The following is a 22,511-nucleotide window of genomic DNA, read 5'->3' as shown; positions in this document are numbered from 1 at the left end:
CATCGCCGATGCGGACCAGCCCACTGCCCAGGAGCCCCGATGACCGCACCGCGCACCGACGAGGTCCCGCTCTGGAACATCGCCAACATCCTCACCATGGTGAGGTGCGCGATGGTGCCGCTGCTGGTGGTGCTCGCGATCCTCTACCCGGACTCGGTGCCGGGACGACTGGTGGTCACCGCGGTGTTCGTGCTGGCGATGATCACCGACCTGCTGGACGGGCACCTGGCCCGCTCCCGGAACCTGATCACGGACTTCGGCAAGATCATGGACCCCATCGCCGATAAGGCGATGACCGGCGCCGCGCTGATCATGCTCTCGGTGTGGGACTACGTCCCGTGGTGGATGACGGTGCTGATCCTGGTGCGCGAGTTCGGCATCACCCTGATGCGCTTCACCATCCTGAAGTACGGGGCGCTGCCGGCGAACATGGCGGGCAAGGCGAAGACCATGGTCCAGACCATCGCCATCACCTTCTGCCTGATCCCCTTCGAGCTGTGGTGGGAGCCGGCGCGCTGGATCGGCCTGGCCCTGGTGGCTCTCGCGGTGGTGCTGACGGTGTGGTCCGGACTGGTCAACCTCAAGGACGGCCTGCGGCTGCGCCGTGAGGCCCTGGCCCCGGGCGCCTGAGCATCGTGTCCGGGCACCGCGACGCCTCCGACCACGCGGTCGATCCGGCGCGCATCATCTCCCGCGCGGCGGAGCGCGGATGGAAGCTCGCGACGGCCGAGTCGCTCACCGGCGGCGCCGTGGTGGCGCGCCTGGTGGACGTGCCCGGGGCGAGCGCGGTGATCGCCGGGGGAGCGGCCTGCTACTCGTACCAGGCGAAGACCAGGGTGCTCGGCGTCGACGCGGCTCTGCTCGAGGCCACCGGTGCCGTCACCGCCGAGGTGGCGACCGCGATGGCGGCCGGTGCGCTCGCGCTGTACGACGCTGACCTGGCAGTGGCCACCACCGGCGTGGCCGGTCCGGGGCCCGACGAGCGGGGAATCCCGGAGGGCACCGTGCATCTCGCTCTCGCCCGCCGTGACGGACCGGGCCTGACCCGTGAGGTCCGTCTCAGCGGCGGAAGGGCCCGCATCCGGGCCCAGAGCGTCGAGGCCGCGCTCTCGCTCCTGGGCAAGGCGCTCGAGGAGAGGTAGTCCGCCCAGATCACAGCCCAGGAGACGCTCTGCTCCTCCCCAGCGGTCCGTCATGCACACTCTCCAGGGAATTCGCGGGGTGGCCCACTACACTCTGGGGAACACTCTCGAGGGACGCGGCGTTGCACCATCCGTGATGACTTCGACCTTCCGCATCCCCGATGTGCATTCCACGTCCACCGACAGTCAGAGGAAAGGAGGCAGGTCCATGATCCTGTTCCGCCAGGAGCTGGGCGAGGTGCTGCGCGACGCGCGCCGGTCCCAGGGCCGCACGCTGCGGCAGGTGTCCTCCGACGCCCGAGTGTCGCTGGGCTACCTCAGCGAGATCGAGCGCGGCCAGAAGGAGGCCTCCAGCGAGCTGCTGGTCTCGGTGACCGACGCCCTCGGCCTCCCGCTGTCCTTCGTGCTGCGCGAAGTGTCCGACAGGATCGCGATCGCCGAGCAGGTGACGATCCCGGACACGGTCCCGGAGGGCCTCGCCGACGACGCGAAGCCGCTGGTCGGCGCCCGCTGAGGTGCGGCGCAGCGAGTTCAGGGAGCTGGCCGACCACGTGTTCGGCCCCGCCCTCTCCCGCACCTACACCCACGACCTCGTGCTCGAGGACGTCGGTGGCATGACCGCCGAGCAGGCCCTCGAGCACGGGGTCGCCGTGCGCTCGGTGTGGACCGCGCTGTGCGACGCGATGGACGTGCCCGAGTCCTCCCGCTGGGAGATCCCGCCCGCGCAGCGACACCGCTGAGCGCCGGAGCCGGCCCGCGGTGCGCCGCGGCCTGCCTCGCCCGCCTGCGCCGCCGGCCTGCCGCGCACGACACGGCGCGACACGCCCACGAGCGATGCGACGTTCGAACGTCTGTTCGGTATCGTGTGCTGCGACGGTCCTGCCAGCATCAACTCCACGTACCGATCTCTCCTCCCCAGAGCCTCCTGATCCACAGGCGGACGGGGCGGTCTCGGAATGTCGGGGGCGGCGCCTACTGTGGCCGCAATGGTCATCGCGTCGGCACTCCCGGCCCTCAGGAAGGAACAAGCTCATGGCTGCACCCAAGGCCTCCAAGCCCCCGGTCACGAAGTCGAACGAGAAGAACCGCAGCTCGTCGCTCGACAACGCCCTCGCCCAGATCGACCGCCAGTTCGGCAAGGGCTCGATCATGCGTCTGGGCGATGACACCCGCCCGCCGGTCGAGGTCATCCCCACCGGCTCGGTCGCGCTGGATGCCGCGCTCGGCATCGGCGGCCTGCCGCGCGGCCGCATCATCGAGATCTACGGCCCGGAGTCCTCGGGCAAGACGACCCTCGCGCTCCACGCGGTCGCCAACGCCCAGCGCAACGGCGGCATCGCCGCGTTCATCGACGCCGAGCACGCGATGGACCCGGAGTACGCGAAGAAGCTCGGCGTGGACACCGATGCCCTGCTGGTCTCCCAGCCGGACACCGGCGAGCAGGCGCTCGAGATCACGGACATGCTGATCCGCTCCGGCGCGCTGGACGTCGTGGTCATCGACTCCGTCGCCGCGCTGGTTCCCAAGGCGGAGATCGAGGGCGAGATGGGCGACTCCCACGTCGGCCTCCAGGCACGCCTGATGTCGCAGGCTCTGCGCAAGCTCACCGGTGCGCTGTCCGCCTCGGGCACCACCGCGATCTTCATCAACCAGCTGCGCGAGAAGATCGGTGTGTTCTTCGGCAGCCCCGAGACCACCACCGGTGGCAAGGCGCTGAAGTTCTACGCCTCCGTGCGCATGGACATCCGCCGCATCGAGACGCTCAAGACCGGCACCGACTCCGTCGGCAACCGCACCCGCGTCAAGATCGTCAAGAACAAGATGGCCCCGCCCTTCAAACAGGCCGAGTTCGACATCCTCTACGGCGAGGGGATCTCCCGCGAGGGCGGCCTGCTCGACCTCGGCGTCGAGCACGGCGTGGTCCGCAAGTCCGGTGCCTGGTTCACCTACGAGGGTGATCAGCTGGGACAGGGCAAGGAGAACTCCCGCCAGTTCCTCAAGGACAACCCGGATCTGGCCGCGGAGATCGAGGAGAAGATCCTGCGCACCCTCGGGGTCGGCAAGTACGCCGCAGAGCCCGAGGCCGCCGCGGTCGAGGCCCCCGAGGCCGGGGCGCCGCTCGGCGAGGACGAGTTCCTCGACGAGGACGTGCCCGCCACCATCTGATCGATGGCACCTGAGCACACAGGCGGCGCCGACGACCAGGTCGTCGGCGCCGCCGATCATCCAGCCCCTCTCGGAGCCCGCGCACGGCTCGCCGCCCGCACGCAGGAGATCCTCGAGCGGCCCCGCACCGCCCCGGATCCCGAAGCCGCCGAGAAGGAGAAGGCAGTGGTGCGCGAGTGCCGCTACCTGATGCGGCTGCTGTCCACCCGTCGCCGCACCGCAGGGGAGATGCGAGAGCGGCTCCACCGGCGCGAGGTCCCCGCCGATATCGCCCACGAGGTGATTGCCCGCATCGACCGTGCAGGGCTGATCGACGATGCGGCCTTCGCGCACGACTGGGTCCAGCAGCGGCGCGAGCTGCGTGCGCTGGGGGACAAGGCGCTGCGCCGCGAGCTCGAGGCGAAGCAGGTGGCCCCGCGCCTGATCGAGGACGCCCTCGATAGTGCACATGACGACGACGGCGAGGAGGAGCGCTGCCGCGACTTGGTGCGCTCCCGGATCGGGCACCGCGATCGCGAGCAGCTGCGCAGCGAGCGCGACGGCACCCACCGGCGCCGCCTCTCGCGGCGCCTCGACACCCTGCTGACCCGCAAGGGATACCCCGGTGACCTCGCGGTCCGTGTGATCTCCGCGGAGCTGCGCGCCGCTGCCCAGGGTCACTCGGGCTGAGCCGCGCCCGGCGCCGCCGTGCGCCGTATCCTGGAGGCACTATGTCCCTGAGCATCTCCACCGCGATCACCGACCCGCACCCCGCAGGCGCCGAGGAGGCGGCGGTGCCGCGCGCCACCTATCAGGTGCGCACCTTCGGCTGCCAGATGAACGTCCACGACTCCGAGCGCCTCACCGGCATGCTCGAGAGCTCCGGCTACGTCCCGGCGGCCGAGGATGCGGACCCGCGCCGCGGCGAGGTCGACATCGTCGTGTTCAACACCTGCGCCGTGCGCGAGAACGCCGACAAGAAGCTCTACGGCACCCTGGGCTCGCTGCGGCCCGGCAAGGACGCGAACCCCGGCATGCAGATCGCCGTCGGCGGATGCCTCGCCCAGAAGGACCGCGCGGCGATCGTCGAGCGCGCCCCCTGGGTCGACGTCGTCTTCGGCACCCACAACATCGGCTCCCTGCCGGTGCTGCTGGAGCGGGCCCGCCACAACGCCGAGGCGCAGGTCGAGATCCTCGAGTCCCTCGAGGTGTTCCCCTCCACCCTCCCCACGCGTCGCGAGTCCGCGCACTCGGCGTGGGTCTCGATCTCCGTGGGATGCAACAACACCTGCACCTTCTGCATCGTCCCCTCTCTGCGGGGCAAGGAGAAGGACCGCCGGCCCGGGGACGTGCTGGCCGAGGTGCGCGACGTGGTGGACTCGGGAGCGGTCGAGGTGACCCTGCTGGGCCAGAACGTGAACTCCTACGGCGTCGAGTTCGGGGACCGCGGCGCCTTCGCCAAGCTGCTGCGCGCCTGCGGCGACATCGAGGGCCTCGAGAGGGTGCGCTTCACCTCCCCGCACCCGGCGATGTTCACCGATGACGTGATCGAGGCGATGGCCGAGACGCCGAACGTCATGCCCCAGCTGCACATGCCCTTGCAGTCCGGCTCCGATGACGTGCTGCGCCGCATGAAGCGCTCGTACCGTTCCAAGAAGTTCCTCGGCATCCTCGACAAGGTGCGCGCACGGATCCCCGAGGCGGCGATCACCACCGACATCATCGTCGGCTTCCCCGGCGAGACCGAGGAGGATTTCCAGCGCACCCTCGAGGTGGTCGAGGCCTCCCGCTTCTCGAGCGCCTTCACCTTCCAGTACTCCATCCGCCCCGGCACCCCCGCGGCCACGATGGAGGACCAGATCCCCAAGCAGGTGGTGCAGGAGCGCTTCGAGCGGCTGACCGCGCTGCAGGACCGCATCTCCCACGAGGAGAACCGGAAGATCGAGGGCCGTGCCGTCGAGATCCTCGTCGCCGAGGGGGAGGGCAGGGGCGAGGGCGAGACCCGGCGCCTGTCCGGCCGCTCGCGCGACCATCGCCTGGTGCACTTCTCCCTGCCCGAGGGGCTGCCCGAGTCCGCTCGCCCCCGCCCCGGGGACATGGTCACCGCGACCGTCACGCACGCCGCGCCGTTCTACCTGGTCGCCGACAGCGCCCTGGAGGCGGAGCGCCCCGAGGCGTTCTCCGTGCGCCGCACCCGTTCCGGGGATGCCTGGGAGGCCGGTGTGCAGGGGATCGACGCCGGCGGCTCCTGCGGCACGGGCGGCGGCGCCCCCAGCGGTCCGGTCACCCTCGGGATGCCGAGCCTGCGGCGCCCCTGAGCCTCCACAAAAGCGGCGGCCGGCACCTGTTCGGTGCCGGCCGCCGCCATGTCCGGGCCGAGGCCCGGTGATGCTCAGCTGTCGAGGTCGTCCAGCTCGGGACCGAGCCGCTCCTCAAGGCTGTGGAAGAACGCGATCACAGTGCTCAGCCCGCACTTGATGGCGTTGTCGATCTGGGAGTCCAGCGCCCCTGCGCGGAAGTCCGCAGCGAGCTCGCCGTACAGGCCGAGCAGGCCCTCGGACTCGCGCCGCACATAGACCTTGGGCCAGATCCGGTTCATGTTCCACTCATTGCAGAGCTTGACCATCTCGACCTTGCGGGAGACGTCCACCGAGTGGCTCCAGCGACCGCGGGTCTGCAGCACGCCGTGCTCGTCGCCGGAGATCATGAACTGGAAGCGGTAGTCATCGAAGCGAGCCCGCACGATGTCGGGGTGCGCATCGTCCTCGACGAAGGCATAGCCATGACGGGTGAGGCTCTCCTCGACCCGTTCCAGGGACAGGGGAGCCAGACCAACAGCAGAGTCCTTGTCCGACTGAACAGGGGACTCGTTAGGTGCAGTCACTTCCAACCTCAAGAGTTCGACGTAGGGATCGGAGCGATCCGCGGTGCGGATCGCCGATCACCCTACTCCCTCTGCCCGACAACGGCCCGTCCGTTCGTCGTGATCCCGCTGACCTTCATGCGCCCCGCCCGATTACAGTGCGTGCCATGAATGCCGCCGCCGCTCCGTCGGAGTCCTCCCAGGAGCCCTCCCGCACACCCCTGATCGCTGTGGTGGGCGGCACCACGACGGGCAAATCCGATCTGGCGATCGCGCTCGCCGAGCGGCTCGACGGCGAGGTCGTCAACGCCGATGCGCTCCAGCTCTACCGCGGGATGGACATCGGCACCGCGAAGGTCACCGCGCAGGAACGGCGAGGGATCCCACATCACCTGCTCGACGTCCTGGACGTCACCGAGGAGGCGAGCGTCTCGACCTACCAGAGCGCCTCGCGCGCGGCGATCGCCGAGATCCGGGCCCGCGGCCGAGTGCCGATCCTGGTGGGAGGATCCGGGCTGTACGTCCGCGCCGCGCTGGACGACATCGAGTTCCCGCCCACCGACCCGGCGGTGCGCTCCCGCTACGAGCAGCGGATCGACGAGCAGGGCCCCGAGGCCCTCCACCGCGAGCTCGCCGCCTCCGACCCCGAGGCCGCCGCCACGATCGGACAGCACGACTCCCGCCGCATCGTGCGAGCGCTCGAGGTGGGCGAGCTCACCGGCCGCCCCTACGCCGCCTTCCTGCCCCGCCCCGTCCACCTCGATCCCACGACCGTGCAGCTGGGACTGCGGCGGGACCGCGCCGAGCTCCACGACCGCATCGCGCTGCGTGTGCACCGGATGGTCGAGGCGGGACTGCTCGAGGAGATCCGCGCTCTGCGGGCGGAAGGACTCGACAGCGGCCTCACCGCCCGCCGAGCGATCGGCTACGAGCAGGGTCTGGCCGTGCTCGACGGCACCATGAGCTGCGAGCGGGCGATCGAGGCGACGATCGTCGGCACCCGGCGCCTGGTGCGCAAGCAGGACACCTGGTTCCGCCGCGACCAGCGCGTGCAATGGCTCGACGCGGGGAGCGGACCGGATCTGCTCGACCACGCCCTGGAACGGATCCGGCAGAGCCTCGCACCGTCGCCGGGCCGCTGGTCGTAGGCTCGGAGGATGGACGCGCGCATCGACTTCACCAAGGGCCACGGCACCGAGAACGACTTCGTGGTGCTCGATGACCCTGACGGTGCCCTGGCACTGGATGCCGCCACGGTCGCGGCGCTCGCCGACCGCCGCGCGGGGATCGGCGGAGACGGGGTGATCCGCGCGGTCCGCTCCCGATGCGCCGGGATCGACGCGGGCGCCGAGGCCCCCGAATGGTTCATGGACTACCGCAACGCCGACGGCTCGATCGCGGAGATGTGCGGCAACGGGGTGCGGGTGCTGGCCGCGCACCTGCGCCGCGCAGGTCACGTCGCCGAGGATCGCTTCGAGGTCCTCACCCGCGCCGGGGTGCGCACCGTCGAGATCCTCGCCGAGCCCGGCACAGCAGGAGAGCCCTGGAGCGTGCGTGTGGGCATGGGCACCGCCCGCAGCGAGCACGGCCTGCGCACCGTGCGCATCGCCGGGCAGCGCCTCGAGGTGACCGATGTGGACATGGGCAATCCGCACGCGGTCGCCTTCCTCCCCGGCGATATCGCGCTCGAGGAGCTCGACCTCACCCGCCGCCCCGCCCTCGACCCGGAGCCCGTCGGCGGCGCGAACATCGAGCTGGTCGGCGAGCGCGGGCCGCGCCATGTGGCGATGCGGGTCCACGAGCGCGGCGTGGGGGAGACCCGCTCCTGCGGGACGGGCGTCGCGGCCGTCGCCGTCGCCGCAGCCCAGCGCGCCGGCGACGACTCCGGTCAGCCGTGGACGGTCGATGTGCCCGGCGGCCGTCTGCAGGTGGGCTGGACGCCTGACGGGGAGGTCACCCTCACCGGGCCGGCGCAGCTCGTCGCCGACGGCACCACCCTGGTCTGAGCACCACGCCGGGCGCAGGTCCGCCCGCTCAGAGAGCCGGCCCCATCTCGAGCACACGGAACCCCTTCGCGCTGGCCACCTTCGCGACCTCGCGCTCGGGCAGCTGCTCGCCCAGCCAGCGGGCCAGCGGATCAGCGCCCAGGTTCTTCCCCACCACCATGGCGGCCGTGCCCTGAGGGGACAGGCGCCCCAGCCACTCCAGCAGCAGCGCGTGCAGGGCCGGCTTCCCGATGCGGATCGGCGGGTTCGACCAGATCGCATCCGGCGCGAAGGTCTCGGGCACCTCCTCGGGCGAGATCACGCGGACGTTGCCAAGCCCCGCCCGTCGTGCGTTCTCGGCGGTCAGCTCGCGGGCGCGCTCGCTGACGTCCACCGCCCACACCTGCGCCTGCGGGTGCAGCAGCGCCGCGGTCAGCGCGATCGGCCCCCAGCCGCAGCCCAGATCCAGAATCGTCCCCTCGGCCGGGGGCGGCGTGATCTCGTCGAGCCGGTCCAGCAGCACCGCGGTCGCCTTGTCGAGCCCGTGCCCGCTGAACACGGACGCGCTGGAGACCAGATCGAGCTCGCGGCCCGCCAGGCGCACCCGGAGGGGGAAGCGTCGATCCTCGGTCGTCGGGGAGGGGGTGAAGTAGTGCTGGTCCACCCCAGCAGGATACGGAGCGCAGCCCCTCCATGACGCCGTGCGCGGGCGCGTGTGAGGAGCACCCGGCTCCGCCCAGCGCAAAATCGCTCGACCGCGGCGCACGGGCGTGGGATTCTGGGACCCACAGCTTGTCACCGACGTAAGGAGTGCCCCGATCGTGCCCATCGCTTTCCATCCCGAACCCGCTTCCGACCACGACGTCGACGGGCAGCGCACGGGAGGGGACGGGGCCGCGGAGCACTCGAGCAGTGCAGGCGGCCCCGAGGACACCTCCCCGGCCCGCAGCTCGCGCGATGCGCTCACCGAGCGGATCCTCGCCCGCGACGATGCCTCCGTCTCCGCCGTCACCTACGGCTCCGAGGCCGACGGCGACCAGTACGATCTCGCCGACCGCCAGGCACTGCGCCGCGTCGCAGGCCTGTCCACCGAGCTCGAGGACGTCACCGAGGTCGAGTACCGCCAGCTGCGGCTCGAGCGCGTCGTCCTCGCCGGCCTCTACACCAGCGGCAACGCCGAGGAGGCGGAGGTCAGCCTGCGCGAGCTCGCCGCGCTCGCCGAGACCGCCGGCTCCGAGGTGCTCGACGGCGTCCTGCAGCGCCGCGCCCATCCCGATCCCGCGACCTTCCTGGGCAAGGGCAAGGCAGCGGAGCTCGCCGATCTCGTCGCCGCGAACGGCGCCGACACGGTGATCGCCGACGGCGAGCTGGGCCCCGGCCAGCGCCGTGCTCTCGAGGACATCGTCAAGGTCAAGGTCATCGACCGCACCGCGCTGATCCTGGACATCTTCGCCCAGCATGCCAAGTCCCGCGAGGGCAAGGCGCAGGTCGAGCTGGCCCAGCTCGAGTACCTGCTGCCGCGGCTGCGCGGCTGGGGCGAGTCGATGTCCCGCCAGGCGGGCGGCCAGGTGGGCGGTGCAGGCGCCGGCATGGGCTCCCGAGGCCCCGGTGAGACGAAGATCGAGCTGGACCGTCGGCGCATCCGCGACCGGATGGCCAAGCTGCGCCGCGAGATCAAGGCGATGGCCCCGGGCCGCGATGCCCAGCGCGCTGACCGCAGGCGCCACAGCGTCCCCGCCGTCGCGATCGCCGGCTACACCAACGCCGGGAAGTCCTCTCTGCTGAACCGGCTCACCGGGGCCGGGGTGCTGGTCGAGAACGCCCTGTTCGCGACGCTGGACCCGACGGTGCGCCGCTCCACCACGCCGGACGGACGCGAGTTCACCTATGCCGACACCGTCGGCTTCGTGCGCCACCTGCCCACCCAGCTGGTCGAGGCCTTCCGCTCCACGCTCGAGGAGGTGGGCGACTCGGACCTGCTGCTGCACGTGGTCGACGCCTCGCACCCCGACCCCGAGGGACAGATCACCGCGGTCCGCACCGTGCTCGGCGAGATCGACGGCTTCGACGTGCCGGAGATCGTGGTGCTCAACAAGGCGGACATCGCCGAGCCCGAGACCATCGCCCGCCTGCGCAGCCAGGTCGGTGACAGCGCGGTCGTCTCCGCACGCACGGGGATGGGCATCGAGGAGCTGCGCGAGCTGATCGCCGAGCGCCTGCCCCGTCCCGCCGTCGAGGTGGACCTGGTGGTCCCGTACTCGCGCGGTGACCTGATCTCCCGCGTCCACACCACGGGGGAGGTCCTCGCGGAGGAGCACCTCATGGAGGGCACCAGGATCCACGCGCGCGTGGATGCGGCGCTCGCCGCCGAGCTGAACGGCACGGCCTGACCGACCTCACAGGTCGCGCCTGTGCCGGGACCGGGCCCCTCCCGGATACCCTGAACGGATGACCGCACCCACCGCTCGGACCGCCGCTCCGGCGGCGGAGGACATCCCCCTGTCCGCTCTGATGGAGGCAGCGGTCTCGGCGATCGGCGGTGCACCGCGGGAGGGCCAGCAGACCATGGCCGAGGCCGTGGATCTGGCGATGTCCGGGGGCCGTCACCTGCTGGTCCAGGCCGGCACCGGCACCGGCAAGTCCCTCGCCTATCTCGTGCCCGCGCTGCGCCACGCGCTGGTCAGCGGCCGCCCGGTCGTGGTCTCCACCGCCACCATCGCCCTGCAGAGCCAGATCGTGAGCAAAGACCTGCCGCGCCTGGTCGAGGCGCTCGCCCCGCACCTGCCGCGCACCCCCACCTTCGCGCTGCTGAAGGGTCGCGCGAACTATCTGTGCAAGCACAAGATCGCCGGCGGCTATCCCGTCGACATCGACCCCGGCGCTCTGTTCGCCGAGGCGTCCCCGGACCCGTCCGGCAGCGGCAGCGAGAGGCTCGGCGCCCAGGTGCGACGGCTGCGGGAATGGTCCGAGGAGACGGACAGCGGTGACCGCGACTCGCTCGAGGACGCGGTCTCGGACCGGGCCTGGCGTCAGGTCTCGGTCACCGGCAACCAGTGCATCGGCAGCAGCTGCCCGATGGTCGAGGACTGCTTCGCCGAGCGCAGCCGGGAGCGGGCCCGCGAGGTCGACATCGTGGTGACCAACCATGCGCTGCTGGCGATCGACGCCTTCGACAACCACGGCATCATCCCGGATCACGATGTGGTCGTCTTCGACGAGGCGCACGATCTGACCCCGCGCGTGACCAGCGCTGTCACTGACATGCTCAATCCCGGGATGCTGCGTGGCACCGTGCGCGACCTGAGGGGCCTCGGGGTGGCGGCGACCGCGCTCGACGACGCCTCCGAGGAGCTGCGCGAATCCCTCGAGCTCGCCCCGGACGGCCGGGTGATCGGGGACCTGCCGCAGCGGCTCGGCGATGCGATCACCCAGCTGCGGGTCGAGGCCCGCACCGCCCACTCGGACGCGAAGGACGCCGGGGACGACTCCTCCGCGGGCGCCCGCAAGACGGTCCGCGCCCACCTGCAGGAGATCATCGACGTCTGCGAGCGGCTGACGGCACCCGCCGAGGACGATGTCGTCTCCATCTCCCACTCACAGGCCACGGGACGCTCCAGCATCCAGGTGGCACCGCTGAGCGTCGCCGGGGCGATGCGCGGCGCGATCCTCGAGGAGCGCACCGCCGTGCTCACCTCGGCCACGCTCGCCCTGGGCGGCCGCTTCGAACCGGCGGCAGGGGAGGTGGGTCTGGCCCGACGAGATCGGATGGGCGAGGACGAGCTGCCCCCGCTGGGCAACCCCAGCGCCTGGGCCGGCATCGACGTGGGCAGCCCCTTCGCCTACCGCCGCCAGGGCATCCTCTACACCGCACAGCACCTCCCGCAGCCGGGGCGCGAGGGACCCTCGCTCGCGATGCTCGACCACCTCACCGAGCTGGTCGACGCCTCGTGCGGGGGAGCGCTGTGCCTGTTCTCCTCACGCCGGGGTGCGGAGCTCGCGGCCGAGCACGTGCGCGCCCGGCTCGACCTCACGCTCGCGGTGCAGGGCGAGGACTCGATGGCGAACCTGGTGCGCACCTTCCGCGAGGAGGAGGACGCCTGCCTCTTCGGCACCCTGACCCTGTGGCAGGGCGTGGACGTGCCGGGACGCTCCCTGCGCCTGGTGACGATCGACCGGATCCCCTTCCCACGACCCGACGACCCGCTCACCGCGGCGCGCCAGGAGCGCATCGGCCTGCGGGGCGGCAACGGCTTCATGTCGGTCTCCGCGCAGCACGCGGCCCTGCTGCTCGCGCAGGGCGCCGGGCGGCTGATCCGCTCGACGGCCGACCGCGGGATGGTCGCGATGCTCGACCCACGGCTGTCGACCGCGCGCTACGGCGGCTTCCTGCGGGAGGCCATGCCGCCGCTGTGGACCACCACGGATCCCGAGGTGGCCCTCGGCGCGCTGCGCCGGCTCGCCGAGAGCTGACGAGCCCCTCGCGCCCGGAGAGCACGAGGGGCCGGACCGCGCGACGCCGCGGGGCGCCGCCCCCGTTCAGACCGAGCGCAGCACCGCGACGACCTTGCCCAGGATCTCGGCATGGTCCCCGAGGATGGGCGCGAACGCCGGATTGTGGGGCATCAGCCAGACGTGGTCGTCGCGCTGCACGAAGGTCTTCACCGTGGCCTCGCCGTCGATCATCGCCGCGACGATCTCGCCCTTCTCCGCGGTGCTCTGCGAGCGCACCACCACCCAGTCTCCGTCGCAGATCGCGGCGTCGATCATCGAGTCACCGACCACCTGGAGCAGGAACAGGTCGCCGTCGCCCACCAGACGCTGGGGGAGGGTGAAGACGTCCTCGATCTGCTCCTCGGCGGTGATCGGGACGCCGGCGGCGATCCGGCCCACCAGGGGGACCGTCACCGAGCTCGCGCTGAGTTCCGGGCCGGGAGCGGGCTCCGGGACGGGGGCGTCGTCGACGCCGGGCATCACGACCTCCATCGCCCGCGGCCGCTTGGGGTCGCGCCGCAGGAAGCCCTTGCGCTCGAGCGACTGCAGCTGATGGGCGACCGACGAGGACGACGTCAGCCCCACCGCATCACCGATCTCCCGCATCGTCGGGGGATAGCCGTGGGCGGCGACGGCCTGGTTGATGGTCTCCAGGATGAGCCGCTGCCGCCGGGTGAGCCCCTCGGTGAACTCATCGGCGGGGGCGTCGCCGTGAGCCCGGGTCGGCTTCGGGGTGCTCGGGGTCATCGTGCGGCCTCCTGGCGTCGTCTGTCGGACCCTCGCGGTTCCGTTGTCCTGTGGCCCAGCGTAGGGCGGCACGGAGCGGAAGCCAAACACATGTTCGATCTTCCTCTTGCGTGTCGCCGGAGCGTCGGGCTACAGTCGCACAGACATTCGATCGAACAGGAGTTCGGATATGCGTACCGGTACCGCCACGGTCCTTGCCTTCCCCACGCAGCGAGCACAGCGCGAGGGGGCGGCTCCTCGAGCGCGCGTTCGACTCGAGCTCACCCGTCGGGGTCGCCGCGCCGTCGCCGGCCTCGCCTTCGTGCTGGGTCTGCTGGTCGCCGCCGTCGCACTGCTCACGCTCGATCTCTCCTCCGCCTTTGCCGTCTCCGAGCCCGAGGGCCCCGTGACCCTGACTGTCGAGTCGGGGGGCACCCTGTGGGGCTACGCCGAGCAGTACGCCCCCGAGGGCATGAGCGAGCAGGAGTTCGTCACCGAGGTGCGCAGCCTCAACCATCTGCCCACCGCGCGCGTCACCGCCGGTCAGGAGATCGAGCTGCCCGTCTCGGAGGATGCCGCCCGCTGAACCGCCGGTGTGCCGGTACCCTGAGCGGATGCACTGCCCGTTCTGCCGACACTCCGATTCGCGCGTCGTGGACTCGCGCACGTCCGACGACGGCGCGACGATCCGTCGGCGCCGCCAGTGCCCGAACTGCTCGCGGCGCTTCTCCACCTCGGAGACCGCCTCGCTGTCGGTGCTCAAGAGGTCCGGTGTCAGCGAGCCCTTCAGTCGCGCGAAGGTGATCTCCGGCGTGCGCAAGGCCTGCCAGGGACGGCCGGTCAGCGATGACCAGCTGGCCATGCTCGCCCAGCGGGTCGAGGAGCACATCCGCTCGAGCGGCGTCGCCGAGATCGATGCCCATCAGGTGGGGCTGTCCATCCTCCAGCCCCTCCAGGAGCTGGACGTGGTCGCCTACCTCCGCTTCGCGAGCGTCTATCAGGATTTCGACTCCCTCGAGGACTTCGAGGCCGCGATCGAGCGCCTGCGCGTCGAAGGGCGCGAGGACGCGTCGGCCGAGCGCTCCGCACCCGCCTGAGGGCCGTCCGACCGCTGTCGGAAGCGTCCGATTCGCGGGATCCGCACACAAATTGTGGATCCGGTGCGAACCATGCTCCGGCTGTGCTTAAGATATCCCTCGTGCACTCACGCAGTGCACACCAGATCGGCGGTCGTGGAGGGGAAGCCACGGCCGCCGATCCTCGTTCCCGGGGGTTGCCCGGAGGTCCCTCGGAGTCAGCGGCCGAGGCCGATGAGCCGGGGCGGTGTCAACCGTCGACGCCCGCCGGCAGCTCCCGCGCGTGGACGATGCCCAAATGCTGCGTCGGCCGGCTCATCGCGACGTACAGGTCCCCGGCGCCATGGGCGTCGATCAGCTCCGCGGGCTCCACGATCACCACCGCGTCGAACTCGAGGCCCTTCGCGTCCTGCGCCGTCATCACAGCGATCTCGTCGTCCACCCCGGCGGATCCGACGCCCACCGCGGGAAGGTCCTCACGAGCCCGCAGTGCGGCGGCGAGAGGTCTCACCCGCTCCTCGGCGACGATCACGGCCAGGCGCCCCAGGCGCTCCTGATGCACGGCATGCGCCGCCTCGACGGTGCGCTGGGTGAGCTGAGCGGGCTCGGTGCGCTCGAGCAGCGGGTCCCGCTCGCCCTCGCGGACCGAGCTCACCTCGGTCACGGGCAGATCGTGGGCCTGCGCCATCGCGACGGCTCGGTCCATGATCCGGCTCGGGGTGCGGTAGTTGACCGTGAGGTGCTCGACCTGCAGCCGGTCCTGGATATAGGGAGAGAGCGCCGCGGTCCACGAATCGGTCCCGCCCGCGGACGAGGTCTGCGCGACGTCACCCACCACGGTGAAGGACTTGGTGGGGGCGCGCCGCATCAGGGCGCGCCAGCTCATGGGGGAGTGCTCCTGCGCCTCGTCCACCACCACGTGCCCGTAGGTCCAGCTGCGCTCAGCGGAGGCGCGCTCGGCGAGGGTGCGTCCGTCCCGGATGTGACCCACCTGGTCGGCGAGGTCCTCGGCCCGGATGATGCCCGAGGTGTCGATGTTCTCGATCACCTTGCGGGCGTAGTCGACATCGGCCTGGCGGCGCTCGGCGTCGTCGCGGGCCTTCGCCTCGGCCGGCGCCGCATCCTCGCCGAGCAGCTCGGCGACCTCGTCCAGCAGCGGCACGTCCTCGATGGTCCAGGGGGAGTCCTTCGGGCGCACCAGCAGATCCACCGAGCCGGCGAGAGAGCGGGGCGCCGCCTCGCGCAGGCGGTCCGGCCGCGCGAGCAGGATCTTCAGGAAGCCCTGCGGGGTGTACGGCAGCCAGGCGAGGTTCAGGTGGCGCTTGATCTCGGGGTCGTTGCGCAGATCCGAGAGCAGATCCGGGCGGTCCTCGGGGACCACGGTGTGACCCTGGGCCCGCAGCGCCTTCTCGTACTTCTCCACGAGGCGGTCCATGGCGGCGCGCACGAAGACCGCGCGGGCGGCGTTGTGCGGCTTGTGGCTGGCGCGAGCCTCGCGCCGGGCGGCGGCGATGATCTCGCGGCTGAGGGTCAGGGGCGTGCCGTCGATGCGCAGGCGGATGTCCGCACGGGGGACCACCTGGCGCTGCTTGACCGCGCGGGAGAGCAAGGTGGACATCGCGATGTCGCCCTTGATGCGGGCCACGTCGTCCTCGTCGTGGAGGAAGGTCTCGATGCCGGGGAAGAGCTCGCCCGGCGTGAGCATCACGACCCCGGACTCGCCCAGGCCCGGCAGCACGCGCTCGATGTACCGCAGGAAGCCGGTGGTCGGCGCCATGATCAGCACGCCGGTGTGCTCGAGCCGGCGGCGGTGGGTGTACAGCAGATAGGCAGCGCGGTGCAGCGCCACCGCGGTCTTGCCGGTGCCGGGCCCGCCCTGGACCACGAGCACGCCGCGGTTCTCGGAGCGGATGATGCGATCCTGCTCGCCCTGGATGGTCGCGACGATGTCGCCCATCCGGCCGGTGCGCTTGCCGGAGACGGCGGCCAGCAGCGCTCCCTCGCCCTGGAGCACCACGTCGTGGTCGGCCTCCTCGAGCACCGCCTGGTCCAGCACATCGTCCTCGAGACCCACCACCGAGCGGCCCCGGTTGATGAGGTGACGGCGCAGCCGCACCTCGAGACGCTCGGCGCTGGTGGCGCGGTAGAAGGCGGCGGCGGCGGGGGCGCGCCAGTCCACCAGCAGCTGTTCGCGCTCCGGCGTGAACAGGCCGATGCGGCCGATGTAGTGCCGTGCCCCGTCGTCCATGTCCAGGCGCCCGAACACGACGCTGCGCGCGACCGAGCGCAGCAGCGCCAGGCGGTCCTCGTACAGCGCCATGAACGCATCGCGCTCTGAGCGGTTCTGATGCGTCGAGGCGTGCTGCGAGGCCTGGATCTGGTCGAGGTTCCGCTCGACCTGGATGATCAGCTCATCGAGCCGTGCATAGAGCCGGTCCGCATACGTCTGCTCGCGTGCGATCTCCCGGGCGATCTGTCCCTCAGCGTCGTCCACGGCCCTGCCTCTCAGCCAGTTCGTCCACTTGCTGCGCCGACTCCCGGCGGGACCCGGGGCGGCGGAGCACGGTGGTCCATTATGGTGGACGGGCCTGGGTGCGCGTGCCATCAGGTCATCGATATCCAGACGGCCGCGAGGGAGGAGACCGCGATGCGTGACCCCCGTGATCTCTACCGGTTCGAATCGACCGAGGTGCTCGAGGCCGTGCCGCGCGGGGGCCTGACCCTCGTCCACGCCCTGCCGGGGATGGTCGACGCCGGCGGCGCCTGCCGGATCGCCTCGACCTACCTCCGTGACGAGCTGCGCCATCTGCCGCTGGTCTCCTTCGACACCGACGAGCTGGTGGACTACCGCGGCGCCCGCCCGCAGGCCACCTTCGACGGTACCTCGTACGTGGACGTCGAGCTGCCGGAGCTGACCCTGTCGCTGATGTACGACGAGCGCGACCGCCCCTTCCTGTTCCTCGACGGGCCCGAGCCGGACCTGCAGTGGCGCCGGCTCACCGAGGCGCTGATCGATCTGGTCGAGTACTTCGACGTCGAACGTGTGGTGGGGATGCAGGCGGTGCCGATGGCGGTGCCCCACACCCGGCCGATCGGCCTGTTCGCCCATGCCAACGATCCCGCCCTGCTGGGGCGTCCTGGTACCCGCCCCACTCCGGCGCCCGGCACCTCGCACGATCCCGAGTCGGAGGACTCCGCCGAGCTGGTCATTCCCGCCGCTTTCAGCGCCCTGCTGGAGCATCGGCTGGGCCGTGCCGGGCACCCGGCGATGGGGTACGCGGCCCAGGTCCCGCACTACCTCACCCGCACGGACTTCCCGGCGGGGGCGCTGGCCCTGCTGCGCCGGGTCAGCGAGGCGGCGGGGCTCGATCTCCCGCTGGTCCACCTCGGGGACCTCACCGATGCGGCCACCGTCGCCCTGCAGGGCACGCTCGCCCAGAACGGGGAGGTGCGTCAGATCGTCAGCGCCCTCGAGGAGCAGTACGACGCGATGAAGGATGCGGAGCAGTCGCCGCTGGCGACCACCATGGATCTGCCCACGGCCGACGAGCTCGGCGAGCACTTCGAGCGCTTCCTCGCCGACCACGACGGTGAGGGTCCGGAGGATCCCTTCCCCCGCTGAGCGCCGCAGGACGGCGTCGCGCCGGGTCTGCGGGGCGCAGGTCTCGGACCGTACGCGCGCGAGTTGTTACGCCTTCGTGACCGCGGCGGGCCGTACTCCGTGTGAACCCGGCCACGATCGTGACAGAATGGGGCCGTTGCAGTGATGCAGGTCCAGCAGGACAGTCCTACGAGGGTGCCTAGGCACAGCAGTACGGCACACACAACGCGCCACCCGCTTCGGCGGGGGACGGCTTCACGCGGCACCGCGATCGCGTCGTGCGATCGATGAAGGACGACACAGAAGGTGACAGGTATGGCACAGGGCTCGGTCAAGTGGTTCAACGCCGAAAAGGGCTTCGGATTCATCGAGATCGACGGAGGCGGCGCAGACGTCTTCGTGCATCACAGCAAGATCGACATGGACGGCTACCGCAGCCTCGACGAGGGCCAGCGTGTGGAGTTCGAGGTCACTCAGGGAGACAAGGGCCCGCAGGCCGAGCAGGTCCGCCCGCTCTGACCAGCGGCGCCCCCGCGATTCTCACGGACCGGGCAGGAGCATGATGCTCCTGCCCGGTCCGTCGTCTGATCGGACGTCGTGAGGTCGTGAGCGGACGTCGTGAGAAGGCGTCAGCAGCTCAGCGCGGGCCCAGCACGCGGCCGGCCCGTGCGAGGGCCTCGACCTGCGCGGTGCGGGCCAGGCGCACCGAGACCGCGTCGGAGCGCAGGTCGCGGTCGATCATCTCGTGCAGCGGGTGCTGCGAGGCCAGCAGCACGCAGTTCCCGCGGCGCTTGCCGGACAGGTGCGCGGGCTCGGCGATGACGCCGACATGCGCGAAGACCGCGGACAGCGTGGCGACCTCATCGGCCATCAGCCCGCTGCCCGGCGGCGCCGCGCAGTTGGCCAGGTACAGCCCGCCCTCGCGCAGCACCCGGTCGGCGTGCTCGGCCGCGGCGAGGCAGGTGAGCTCCTCCGGAGTCCGATCCCCGGCGAAGACATCCCGTACCAGCACGTCGAAGCGATCCTCGCGCCAGGAGGCCAGCGCGCTGGAGGCGTCCTCGATCCGCACCCGCAGCTGAGGGGAACGGGGCAGAGCGAACCAGGTGCGCACCTGCTGGGCGAGCAGCTCGTCGATCTCCACCACGATCTGCCGTGCGCGCGGGTGGCGAGAGGCGATCGCCCGCGGCAGCGAGCAGCCCCCGCCGCCGAGGTGCGCGAGCTGCGGCGTGCCCTCTCCTCGCCCGCCCTCGAGGTGCCGGTCGATCACCAGGAGCATCCAGCGCATGTACTCGAACACCAGATGCTCGGGATCGGGGTGGAGATGGGAGGAGGGGACCCCGTTGACATCGAGCAGCACCGAGCCGTCGCTCTCGAGCGTCAGGCGGGCGGTGCCGGTGGAGATCGGGATCGGGGAGTCGAGCGGGCCGAGCTGCGAAAAGGCAGGGCGGCGCTCGCGGTCGCGGCGGGCCATCGCCCCACTCTAGGAGATCCTCCGACCTCTCCTCCCCACTGCCGCACCGTCCCCAGCGCGCTCGTCCCGGCGTCGGCTGTCACACCCTCCCCCTAGCGTTCAGAGCATCAGGACGCGCAGGAGACGTCCCCGGACCGCCAGGAGGAGGAGCCCGATGACACCGACGACATCCCGCCGCCGTGGAGCGGGCACGATCAGCTCCGACGCCCGCTCCCTGCGGCTGCGCCTGGCGCAGCTCGACCAGGACCAGGCGGACCTCGAGCGCGCCCGCCAGCTGTGGGCGCAGGGCCGCGAGCTGAGCGAGGTCGCACCCCGGGAGGCCTTCGAGCTGGTGCACCGTGCCGCACTGCGCGGGGCGGGGGTGCTGGTGGCACGCGCGAACCGCGCTCGCCGCCGCGCCCTGCCGTTGAACGTGTGGGCCGCGATGGAGCGCATGGGAGGGGAGGACGCCGAGCGGGCGGAGCGCCTGGCACCGCTGGTCGCCGAGCGCACACGCCTGGACCGCGACGGCTCCGCCCTGCCGGACCCGGCACTGCTCGAGCGTCACCTCGAGGAGACCTCCGCCCACCTCGCGCGGATCTCCCAGCGGCTGCTCGAGGACCTCCCCGGCCACGCCGCGGACCTCGCGACGGCGGGATGAGACATGCGGTGACATCGCCCTCGCGTGCCCGAGTACAGTGCGGCACGAGGGAGGTGCCGATGGGTGAGCAGGTCGCGGGGGAGCCCCGCGCGGAGATCCCCGGGATCCTCCATCTGGACATGGACGCCTTCTTCGCTTCGATCGAGGTGCGCGACGATCCCCGGCTGCAGGGACTGCCCGTGGTGGTCGGCGGCGCCGGAGCCCGGGGCGTGGTGGCCGCCGCCAGCTATCCCGCGCGCACCCGCGGCATCCGCTCGGCGATGCCGATGGCCACGGCCCGCCGCCTCGCCCCCGATCTGGTGATCGTCCCGCCCCGCATCGACCACTACCGCACGGTCTCCGCCCAGGTGATGGACCTGCTCGGCACCGTCGTGGCCGACCTCGAGCAGATCAGCGTCGACGAGGCCTTCCTCGATGTGCGCGGCGCACGGCGCCTGTTCGGCGAGCCCGAGCAGATCGCCGATCTGCTGCGCCGTCGCATCCGGGAGGAGATCGGTCTGCCCAGCTCGGTGGGCGGCTCGGTCTCCCGCGCCGTCGCGAAGATCGCGTCCGCCCGGGCCAAGCCCGACGGCATGCTCATCGTCCCGGCCGCACGCACCGCCGAGTTCCTCTCCCCGCTGCCCGTCGGCGCGATCTCCGGGGTGGGGCCCAAGGCCCAGGCCGCTCTCGAACGCCTCGGCGTGCGCACCATCGGCCAGCTGCGGGAGATCCCGACCTCCACCCTCGCCCGTGCGCTCGGCCCGCGGGCACCCGAGATCGCCGCCCTGGCCGCCGGCACCGATCGCACCGGGCTCGGCCATCGCACCAAGGACCGCTCGTTGGGCACGGAGCGCACCTGGGACGAGGACCTCACCGATCCGGAGGAGGTGCGCCGGCGCATCACGCTGATGGCCGATGACGTGGCCCGCCAGCTGCGTCGCGGAGGATTCGCGGCCCGCACCGTGGTGCTCAAGCTGCGCGCCCCGGACGGCACCACCATCACCCGCTCCTCGACCTTCGATCTGCCCACGGCCAGTGGTGAGCGCCTGCGCGAGCAGGTGGTGACCCTCTGGGAACGGGAACGGCACTCGATGCGCCGGGTGCGCCTGGCCGGAGTGCGCGCAGTGCACCTCGAGACCGCCGACGGCATCCCACAGCAGTCCGAGCTGACCGCACGGTCGGCAGGATGGCACGACCTGGAGGCCGCGATGGACCAGGCCCTCGAGAAGTTCGGGACGCGCAGCCTCGGCCGCGGCTCGACCCTGCGCTCCACGGCCGACGGTGCTCAGCGCACTGCGCCGGGCAGCACCACGGCGGAAGGCGGGGAAGAGGCGACGGGAGATGCCGGGAGGGCGGACCCGCGCAGGTCGTGAGCCGCGGCGGCAGGGGATCGGTGATGCGGTGCCCGGAGTGTTCCCATTACTCAGGAACACGCTCTAAACTGGGTGAACCGCCAATGAGGGCCGAGGCTCCTCGTGCGGTGAACTGGGGCGCCGACCGGCGCGAGAGGACGGGGACAAGGAGCGGAACCATGCCGCTGTCTGAACACGAGCAGAAGATGCTCGACGAGATGGAGCGACAGCTCTTCGCGGACGATCCGCGCCTCGCGAAGGCATTCGCACCGAAGGCGCCGCCGCGCCGCAACGGCCGCCGGATCATCATCGGCCTGGGCGCCGTGGTGGTGGGCCTCGGAGTGCTGGTGCTCGCGGTCAGCCTCCCTGCCGTCTGGCTCGGCGTGATCGCCTTCATCGGCATGCTGGCCGGCGCGGTCTACGCGGTCACCGGGCCCAGCGGATCGGCAGGCGAGGACAACCCCGGCGGTGGCGGCGGTGGGGGGGGCACGAAGCCCTCGACGTCCGGAGGCGACTCCGCGTTCATGCGCAAGATGGAGGAGCGCTGGGAGAAGCGCGCGGGCGACGCCCCCCGCCTCTGACCCTCCGCACCTCGTCGCGCGGCACCGCTGCGCCCGTGAACACCTAGAGCACAGAGAACACCGAGACCCCGGCTCCCAGGAGCCGGGGTCTCGTCATGTGCGCTGCCTGGTGGCACCGTGCCGCCAGTGCCAGTGCCAGTGCCAGTGCCAGTGCCAGTGCCAGTGCCAGTGCCAGTGCCTGCGAGCCTGCGAGCGACCGGGCGGTCGCCGCGCCGCAGCCCTCCTCCAGTGCGCTCCCCGACGCTCCGCGATGACGCGGATCCCCTGAGTCCCCACATTCCCTCCACCTCGCCCCACACGCTCCGCAGCCGCCCCGCAAAACCCTTTGACCTGCAGTGTTGCAGGCCGGCGCCGTGGGCGCCTCGGTGGAGCGGCGCGAGAGAGAGTGGTCGGCGACGCTCCGGCAGGGAAATTCCCCCCACCTCGCCCCACAGCGGTGACCTGCAGTGATCCCTGAAA

General features: G+C 71.5%; 23 protein-coding genes. 18 read left to right on the top strand and 5 right to left on the bottom strand.

Going from position 1 to position 22,511, the window contains the following annotated elements; translation table 11 throughout:
• Positions 1-39 precede the first annotated feature (39 nt).
• The 7 genes from pgsA to miaB all read left to right on the top strand — a co-directional run bounded on the left by pgsA (position 40) and on the right by miaB (position 5,605).
• Positions 40-630, top strand: a complete 591-nt coding sequence (gene pgsA, locus BN4251_RS06905; protein WP_087484397.1) for a CDP-diacylglycerol--glycerol-3-phosphate 3-phosphatidyltransferase — start codon at positions 40-42, stop codon at positions 628-630.
• A gap of 5 nt (positions 631-635) precedes the next feature.
• Positions 636-1,142, top strand: coding sequence for a CinA family protein (locus BN4251_RS06900; RefSeq protein ID WP_170931868.1), 507 nt, complete (start codon positions 636-638; stop codon positions 1,140-1,142).
• Between the two features lie 208 nt (positions 1,143-1,350).
• Positions 1,351-1,656, top strand: coding sequence for a helix-turn-helix domain-containing protein (locus BN4251_RS06895; protein WP_087484395.1), 306 nt, complete (start codon positions 1,351-1,353; stop codon positions 1,654-1,656).
• Position 1,657: 1 nt separating this feature from the next.
• Positions 1,658-1,882, top strand: a complete 225-nt coding sequence (locus BN4251_RS06890; RefSeq protein ID WP_087484394.1) for a DUF3046 domain-containing protein — start codon at positions 1,658-1,660, stop codon at positions 1,880-1,882.
• Between the two features lie 292 nt (positions 1,883-2,174).
• On the top strand, positions 2,175-3,308 hold the full coding sequence (gene recA, locus BN4251_RS06885) for a recombinase RecA (RefSeq protein WP_087484393.1): 1,134 nt from the start codon (positions 2,175-2,177) through the stop codon (positions 3,306-3,308).
• A 3-nt stretch (positions 3,309-3,311) separates the two neighbouring features.
• On the top strand, positions 3,312-3,977 hold the full coding sequence (locus BN4251_RS06880; protein WP_087484392.1) for a regulatory protein RecX: 666 nt from the start codon (positions 3,312-3,314) through the stop codon (positions 3,975-3,977).
• 41 nt (positions 3,978-4,018) lie between these two features.
• A complete protein-coding gene (gene miaB / locus BN4251_RS06875) occupies positions 4,019-5,605 on the top strand; it encodes a tRNA (N6-isopentenyl adenosine(37)-C2)-methylthiotransferase MiaB (RefSeq protein WP_170931867.1) in 1,587 nt (528 codons plus the stop codon).
• Positions 5,606-5,679: 74 nt separating this feature from the next.
• Here miaB and BN4251_RS06870 read toward each other — a convergent pair whose 3' ends face one another.
• Positions 5,680-6,171 carry a YbjN domain-containing protein gene (locus tag BN4251_RS06870; RefSeq protein WP_087484391.1) on the bottom strand — a complete coding sequence of 164 codons (492 nt, stop codon included), beginning with the start codon at positions 6,169-6,171 and terminating at the stop codon, positions 5,680-5,682.
• Positions 6,172-6,317: 146 nt separating this feature from the next.
• On the opposite strand from BN4251_RS06870, the gene miaA reads away from it, so the two are divergent.
• Positions 6,318-7,298 (top strand): tRNA (adenosine(37)-N6)-dimethylallyltransferase MiaA, encoded by a 981-nt coding sequence (gene miaA, locus BN4251_RS06865; RefSeq protein WP_087484390.1) that lies wholly within the window; start codon positions 6,318-6,320, stop codon positions 7,296-7,298.
• 9 nt (positions 7,299-7,307) lie between these two features.
• Positions 7,308-8,156: a diaminopimelate epimerase gene (dapF, locus tag BN4251_RS06860; protein WP_087484389.1), complete on the top strand. Its 849-nt coding sequence runs from the start codon at positions 7,308-7,310 to the stop codon at positions 8,154-8,156.
• A gap of 28 nt (positions 8,157-8,184) precedes the next feature.
• Here dapF and BN4251_RS06855 read toward each other — a convergent pair whose 3' ends face one another.
• On the bottom strand, positions 8,185-8,799 hold the full coding sequence (locus BN4251_RS06855; RefSeq protein WP_087484388.1) for a class I SAM-dependent methyltransferase: 615 nt from the start codon (positions 8,797-8,799) through the stop codon (positions 8,185-8,187).
• Positions 8,800-8,956: 157 nt separating this feature from the next.
• Here BN4251_RS06855 and hflX point away from each other — a divergent pair, with 157 nt between their 5' ends.
• Together hflX and BN4251_RS06845 are read left to right on the top strand one after the other, a co-directional pair.
• Positions 8,957-10,525, top strand: coding sequence for a GTPase HflX (hflX, locus tag BN4251_RS06850; RefSeq protein WP_087484387.1), 1,569 nt, complete (start codon positions 8,957-8,959; stop codon positions 10,523-10,525).
• 58 nt (positions 10,526-10,583) lie between these two features.
• Positions 10,584-12,605 (top strand): ATP-dependent DNA helicase, encoded by a 2,022-nt coding sequence (locus BN4251_RS06845; protein ID WP_087484386.1) that lies wholly within the window; start codon positions 10,584-10,586, stop codon positions 12,603-12,605.
• Positions 12,606-12,671: 66 nt separating this feature from the next.
• Here BN4251_RS06845 and lexA read toward each other — a convergent pair whose 3' ends face one another.
• Complete coding sequence (lexA, locus tag BN4251_RS06840; RefSeq protein ID WP_087484385.1) at positions 12,672-13,373, bottom strand: transcriptional repressor LexA; 702 nt, start codon at positions 13,371-13,373, stop codon at positions 12,672-12,674.
• 169 nt (positions 13,374-13,542) lie between these two features.
• Between lexA and BN4251_RS06835 the strand changes: the two genes are divergently transcribed.
• Both BN4251_RS06835 and nrdR read left to right on the top strand, forming a co-directional pair.
• The gene (locus BN4251_RS06835) at positions 13,543-13,938 is read left to right on the top strand and encodes a peptidoglycan-binding protein LysM (protein WP_087484384.1); all 396 of its coding nucleotides are present in this window, start codon (positions 13,543-13,545) and stop codon (positions 13,936-13,938) included.
• 28 nt (positions 13,939-13,966) lie between these two features.
• Entirely contained in the window at positions 13,967-14,449 is a 483-nt protein-coding gene (gene nrdR / locus BN4251_RS06830) for a transcriptional regulator NrdR (protein WP_087484383.1), read from the top strand.
• A gap of 229 nt (positions 14,450-14,678) precedes the next feature.
• Here nrdR and BN4251_RS06825 read toward each other — a convergent pair whose 3' ends face one another.
• On the bottom strand, positions 14,679-16,922 hold the full coding sequence (locus BN4251_RS06825; protein WP_087484382.1) for a HelD family protein: 2,244 nt from the start codon (positions 16,920-16,922) through the stop codon (positions 14,679-14,681).
• A 153-nt stretch (positions 16,923-17,075) separates the two neighbouring features.
• On the opposite strand from BN4251_RS06825, the gene BN4251_RS06820 reads away from it, so the two are divergent.
• Positions 17,076-18,050, top strand: a complete 975-nt coding sequence (locus tag BN4251_RS06820; RefSeq protein WP_087484381.1) for a proteasome assembly chaperone family protein — start codon at positions 17,076-17,078, stop codon at positions 18,048-18,050.
• 294 nt (positions 18,051-18,344) lie between these two features.
• Positions 18,345-18,548: a cold-shock protein gene (locus BN4251_RS06815; protein ID WP_087484380.1), complete on the top strand. Its 204-nt coding sequence runs from the start codon at positions 18,345-18,347 to the stop codon at positions 18,546-18,548.
• Positions 18,549-18,666: 118 nt separating this feature from the next.
• On the opposite strand, the gene BN4251_RS06810 is transcribed toward BN4251_RS06815, so the two are convergent.
• Positions 18,667-19,500 (bottom strand): spermidine synthase, encoded by an 834-nt coding sequence (locus tag BN4251_RS06810; RefSeq protein WP_140398405.1) that lies wholly within the window; start codon positions 19,498-19,500, stop codon positions 18,667-18,669.
• A gap of 154 nt (positions 19,501-19,654) precedes the next feature.
• Here BN4251_RS06810 and BN4251_RS06805 point away from each other — a divergent pair, with 154 nt between their 5' ends.
• The 3 genes from BN4251_RS06805 (at position 19,655) to BN4251_RS06795 (ending at position 22,052) form a co-directional block, all read left to right on the top strand.
• Positions 19,655-20,140 (top strand): SAV_6107 family HEPN domain-containing protein, encoded by a 486-nt coding sequence (locus BN4251_RS06805; protein WP_087484379.1) that lies wholly within the window; start codon positions 19,655-19,657, stop codon positions 20,138-20,140.
• Positions 20,141-20,199: 59 nt separating this feature from the next.
• On the top strand, positions 20,200-21,492 hold the full coding sequence (dinB, locus tag BN4251_RS06800; protein WP_087484378.1) for a DNA polymerase IV: 1,293 nt from the start codon (positions 20,200-20,202) through the stop codon (positions 21,490-21,492).
• Between the two features lie 158 nt (positions 21,493-21,650).
• Complete coding sequence (locus BN4251_RS06795; RefSeq protein WP_087484377.1) at positions 21,651-22,052, top strand: DUF3040 domain-containing protein; 402 nt, start codon at positions 21,651-21,653, stop codon at positions 22,050-22,052.
• The last annotated feature ends 459 nt before the right edge of the window (positions 22,053-22,511 follow it).

The sequence above is a fragment of the Brachybacterium massiliense genome (genome assembly GCF_900184245.1).
Lineage (GTDB): Bacteria > Actinomycetota > Actinomycetes > Actinomycetales > Dermabacteraceae > Brachybacterium > Brachybacterium massiliense.
Note: the sequence above shows the minus strand (reverse complement) of the source record. Positions and strands in the feature narration are given on the sequence as shown.

Coding starts and splice junctions, on each gene's coding strand:
- BN4251_RS06795 (WP_087484377.1), top strand. CDS start 21,651: ATGCCGCTGTCTGAACACGAGCAGAAGATGCTCGACGAGATGGAGCGA.
- nrdR (WP_087484383.1), top strand. CDS start 13,967: ATGCACTGCCCGTTCTGCCGACACTCCGATTCGCGCGTCGTGGACTCG.
- BN4251_RS06810 (WP_140398405.1), bottom strand. CDS start 19,500: ATGGCCCGCCGCGACCGCGAGCGCCGCCCTGCCTTTTCGCAGCTCGGC.
- BN4251_RS06835 (WP_087484384.1), top strand. CDS start 13,543: ATGCGTACCGGTACCGCCACGGTCCTTGCCTTCCCCACGCAGCGAGCA.
- BN4251_RS06820 (WP_087484381.1), top strand. CDS start 17,076: ATGCGTGACCCCCGTGATCTCTACCGGTTCGAATCGACCGAGGTGCTC.
- dinB (WP_087484378.1), top strand. CDS start 20,200: ATGGGTGAGCAGGTCGCGGGGGAGCCCCGCGCGGAGATCCCCGGGATC.
- lexA (WP_087484385.1), bottom strand. CDS start 13,373: ATGACCCCGAGCACCCCGAAGCCGACCCGGGCTCACGGCGACGCCCCC.
- BN4251_RS06895 (WP_087484395.1), top strand. CDS start 1,351: ATGATCCTGTTCCGCCAGGAGCTGGGCGAGGTGCTGCGCGACGCGCGC.
- dapF (WP_087484389.1), top strand. CDS start 7,308: ATGGACGCGCGCATCGACTTCACCAAGGGCCACGGCACCGAGAACGAC.
- pgsA (WP_087484397.1), top strand. CDS start 40: ATGACCGCACCGCGCACCGACGAGGTCCCGCTCTGGAACATCGCCAAC.
- BN4251_RS06805 (WP_087484379.1), top strand. CDS start 19,655: ATGACACCGACGACATCCCGCCGCCGTGGAGCGGGCACGATCAGCTCC.
- BN4251_RS06880 (WP_087484392.1), top strand. CDS start 3,312: ATGGCACCTGAGCACACAGGCGGCGCCGACGACCAGGTCGTCGGCGCC.
- BN4251_RS06815 (WP_087484380.1), top strand. CDS start 18,345: ATGGCACAGGGCTCGGTCAAGTGGTTCAACGCCGAAAAGGGCTTCGGA.
- miaB (WP_170931867.1), top strand. CDS start 4,019: ATGTCCCTGAGCATCTCCACCGCGATCACCGACCCGCACCCCGCAGGC.
- recA (WP_087484393.1), top strand. CDS start 2,175: ATGGCTGCACCCAAGGCCTCCAAGCCCCCGGTCACGAAGTCGAACGAG.
- BN4251_RS06845 (WP_087484386.1), top strand. CDS start 10,584: ATGACCGCACCCACCGCTCGGACCGCCGCTCCGGCGGCGGAGGACATC.
- miaA (WP_087484390.1), top strand. CDS start 6,318: ATGAATGCCGCCGCCGCTCCGTCGGAGTCCTCCCAGGAGCCCTCCCGC.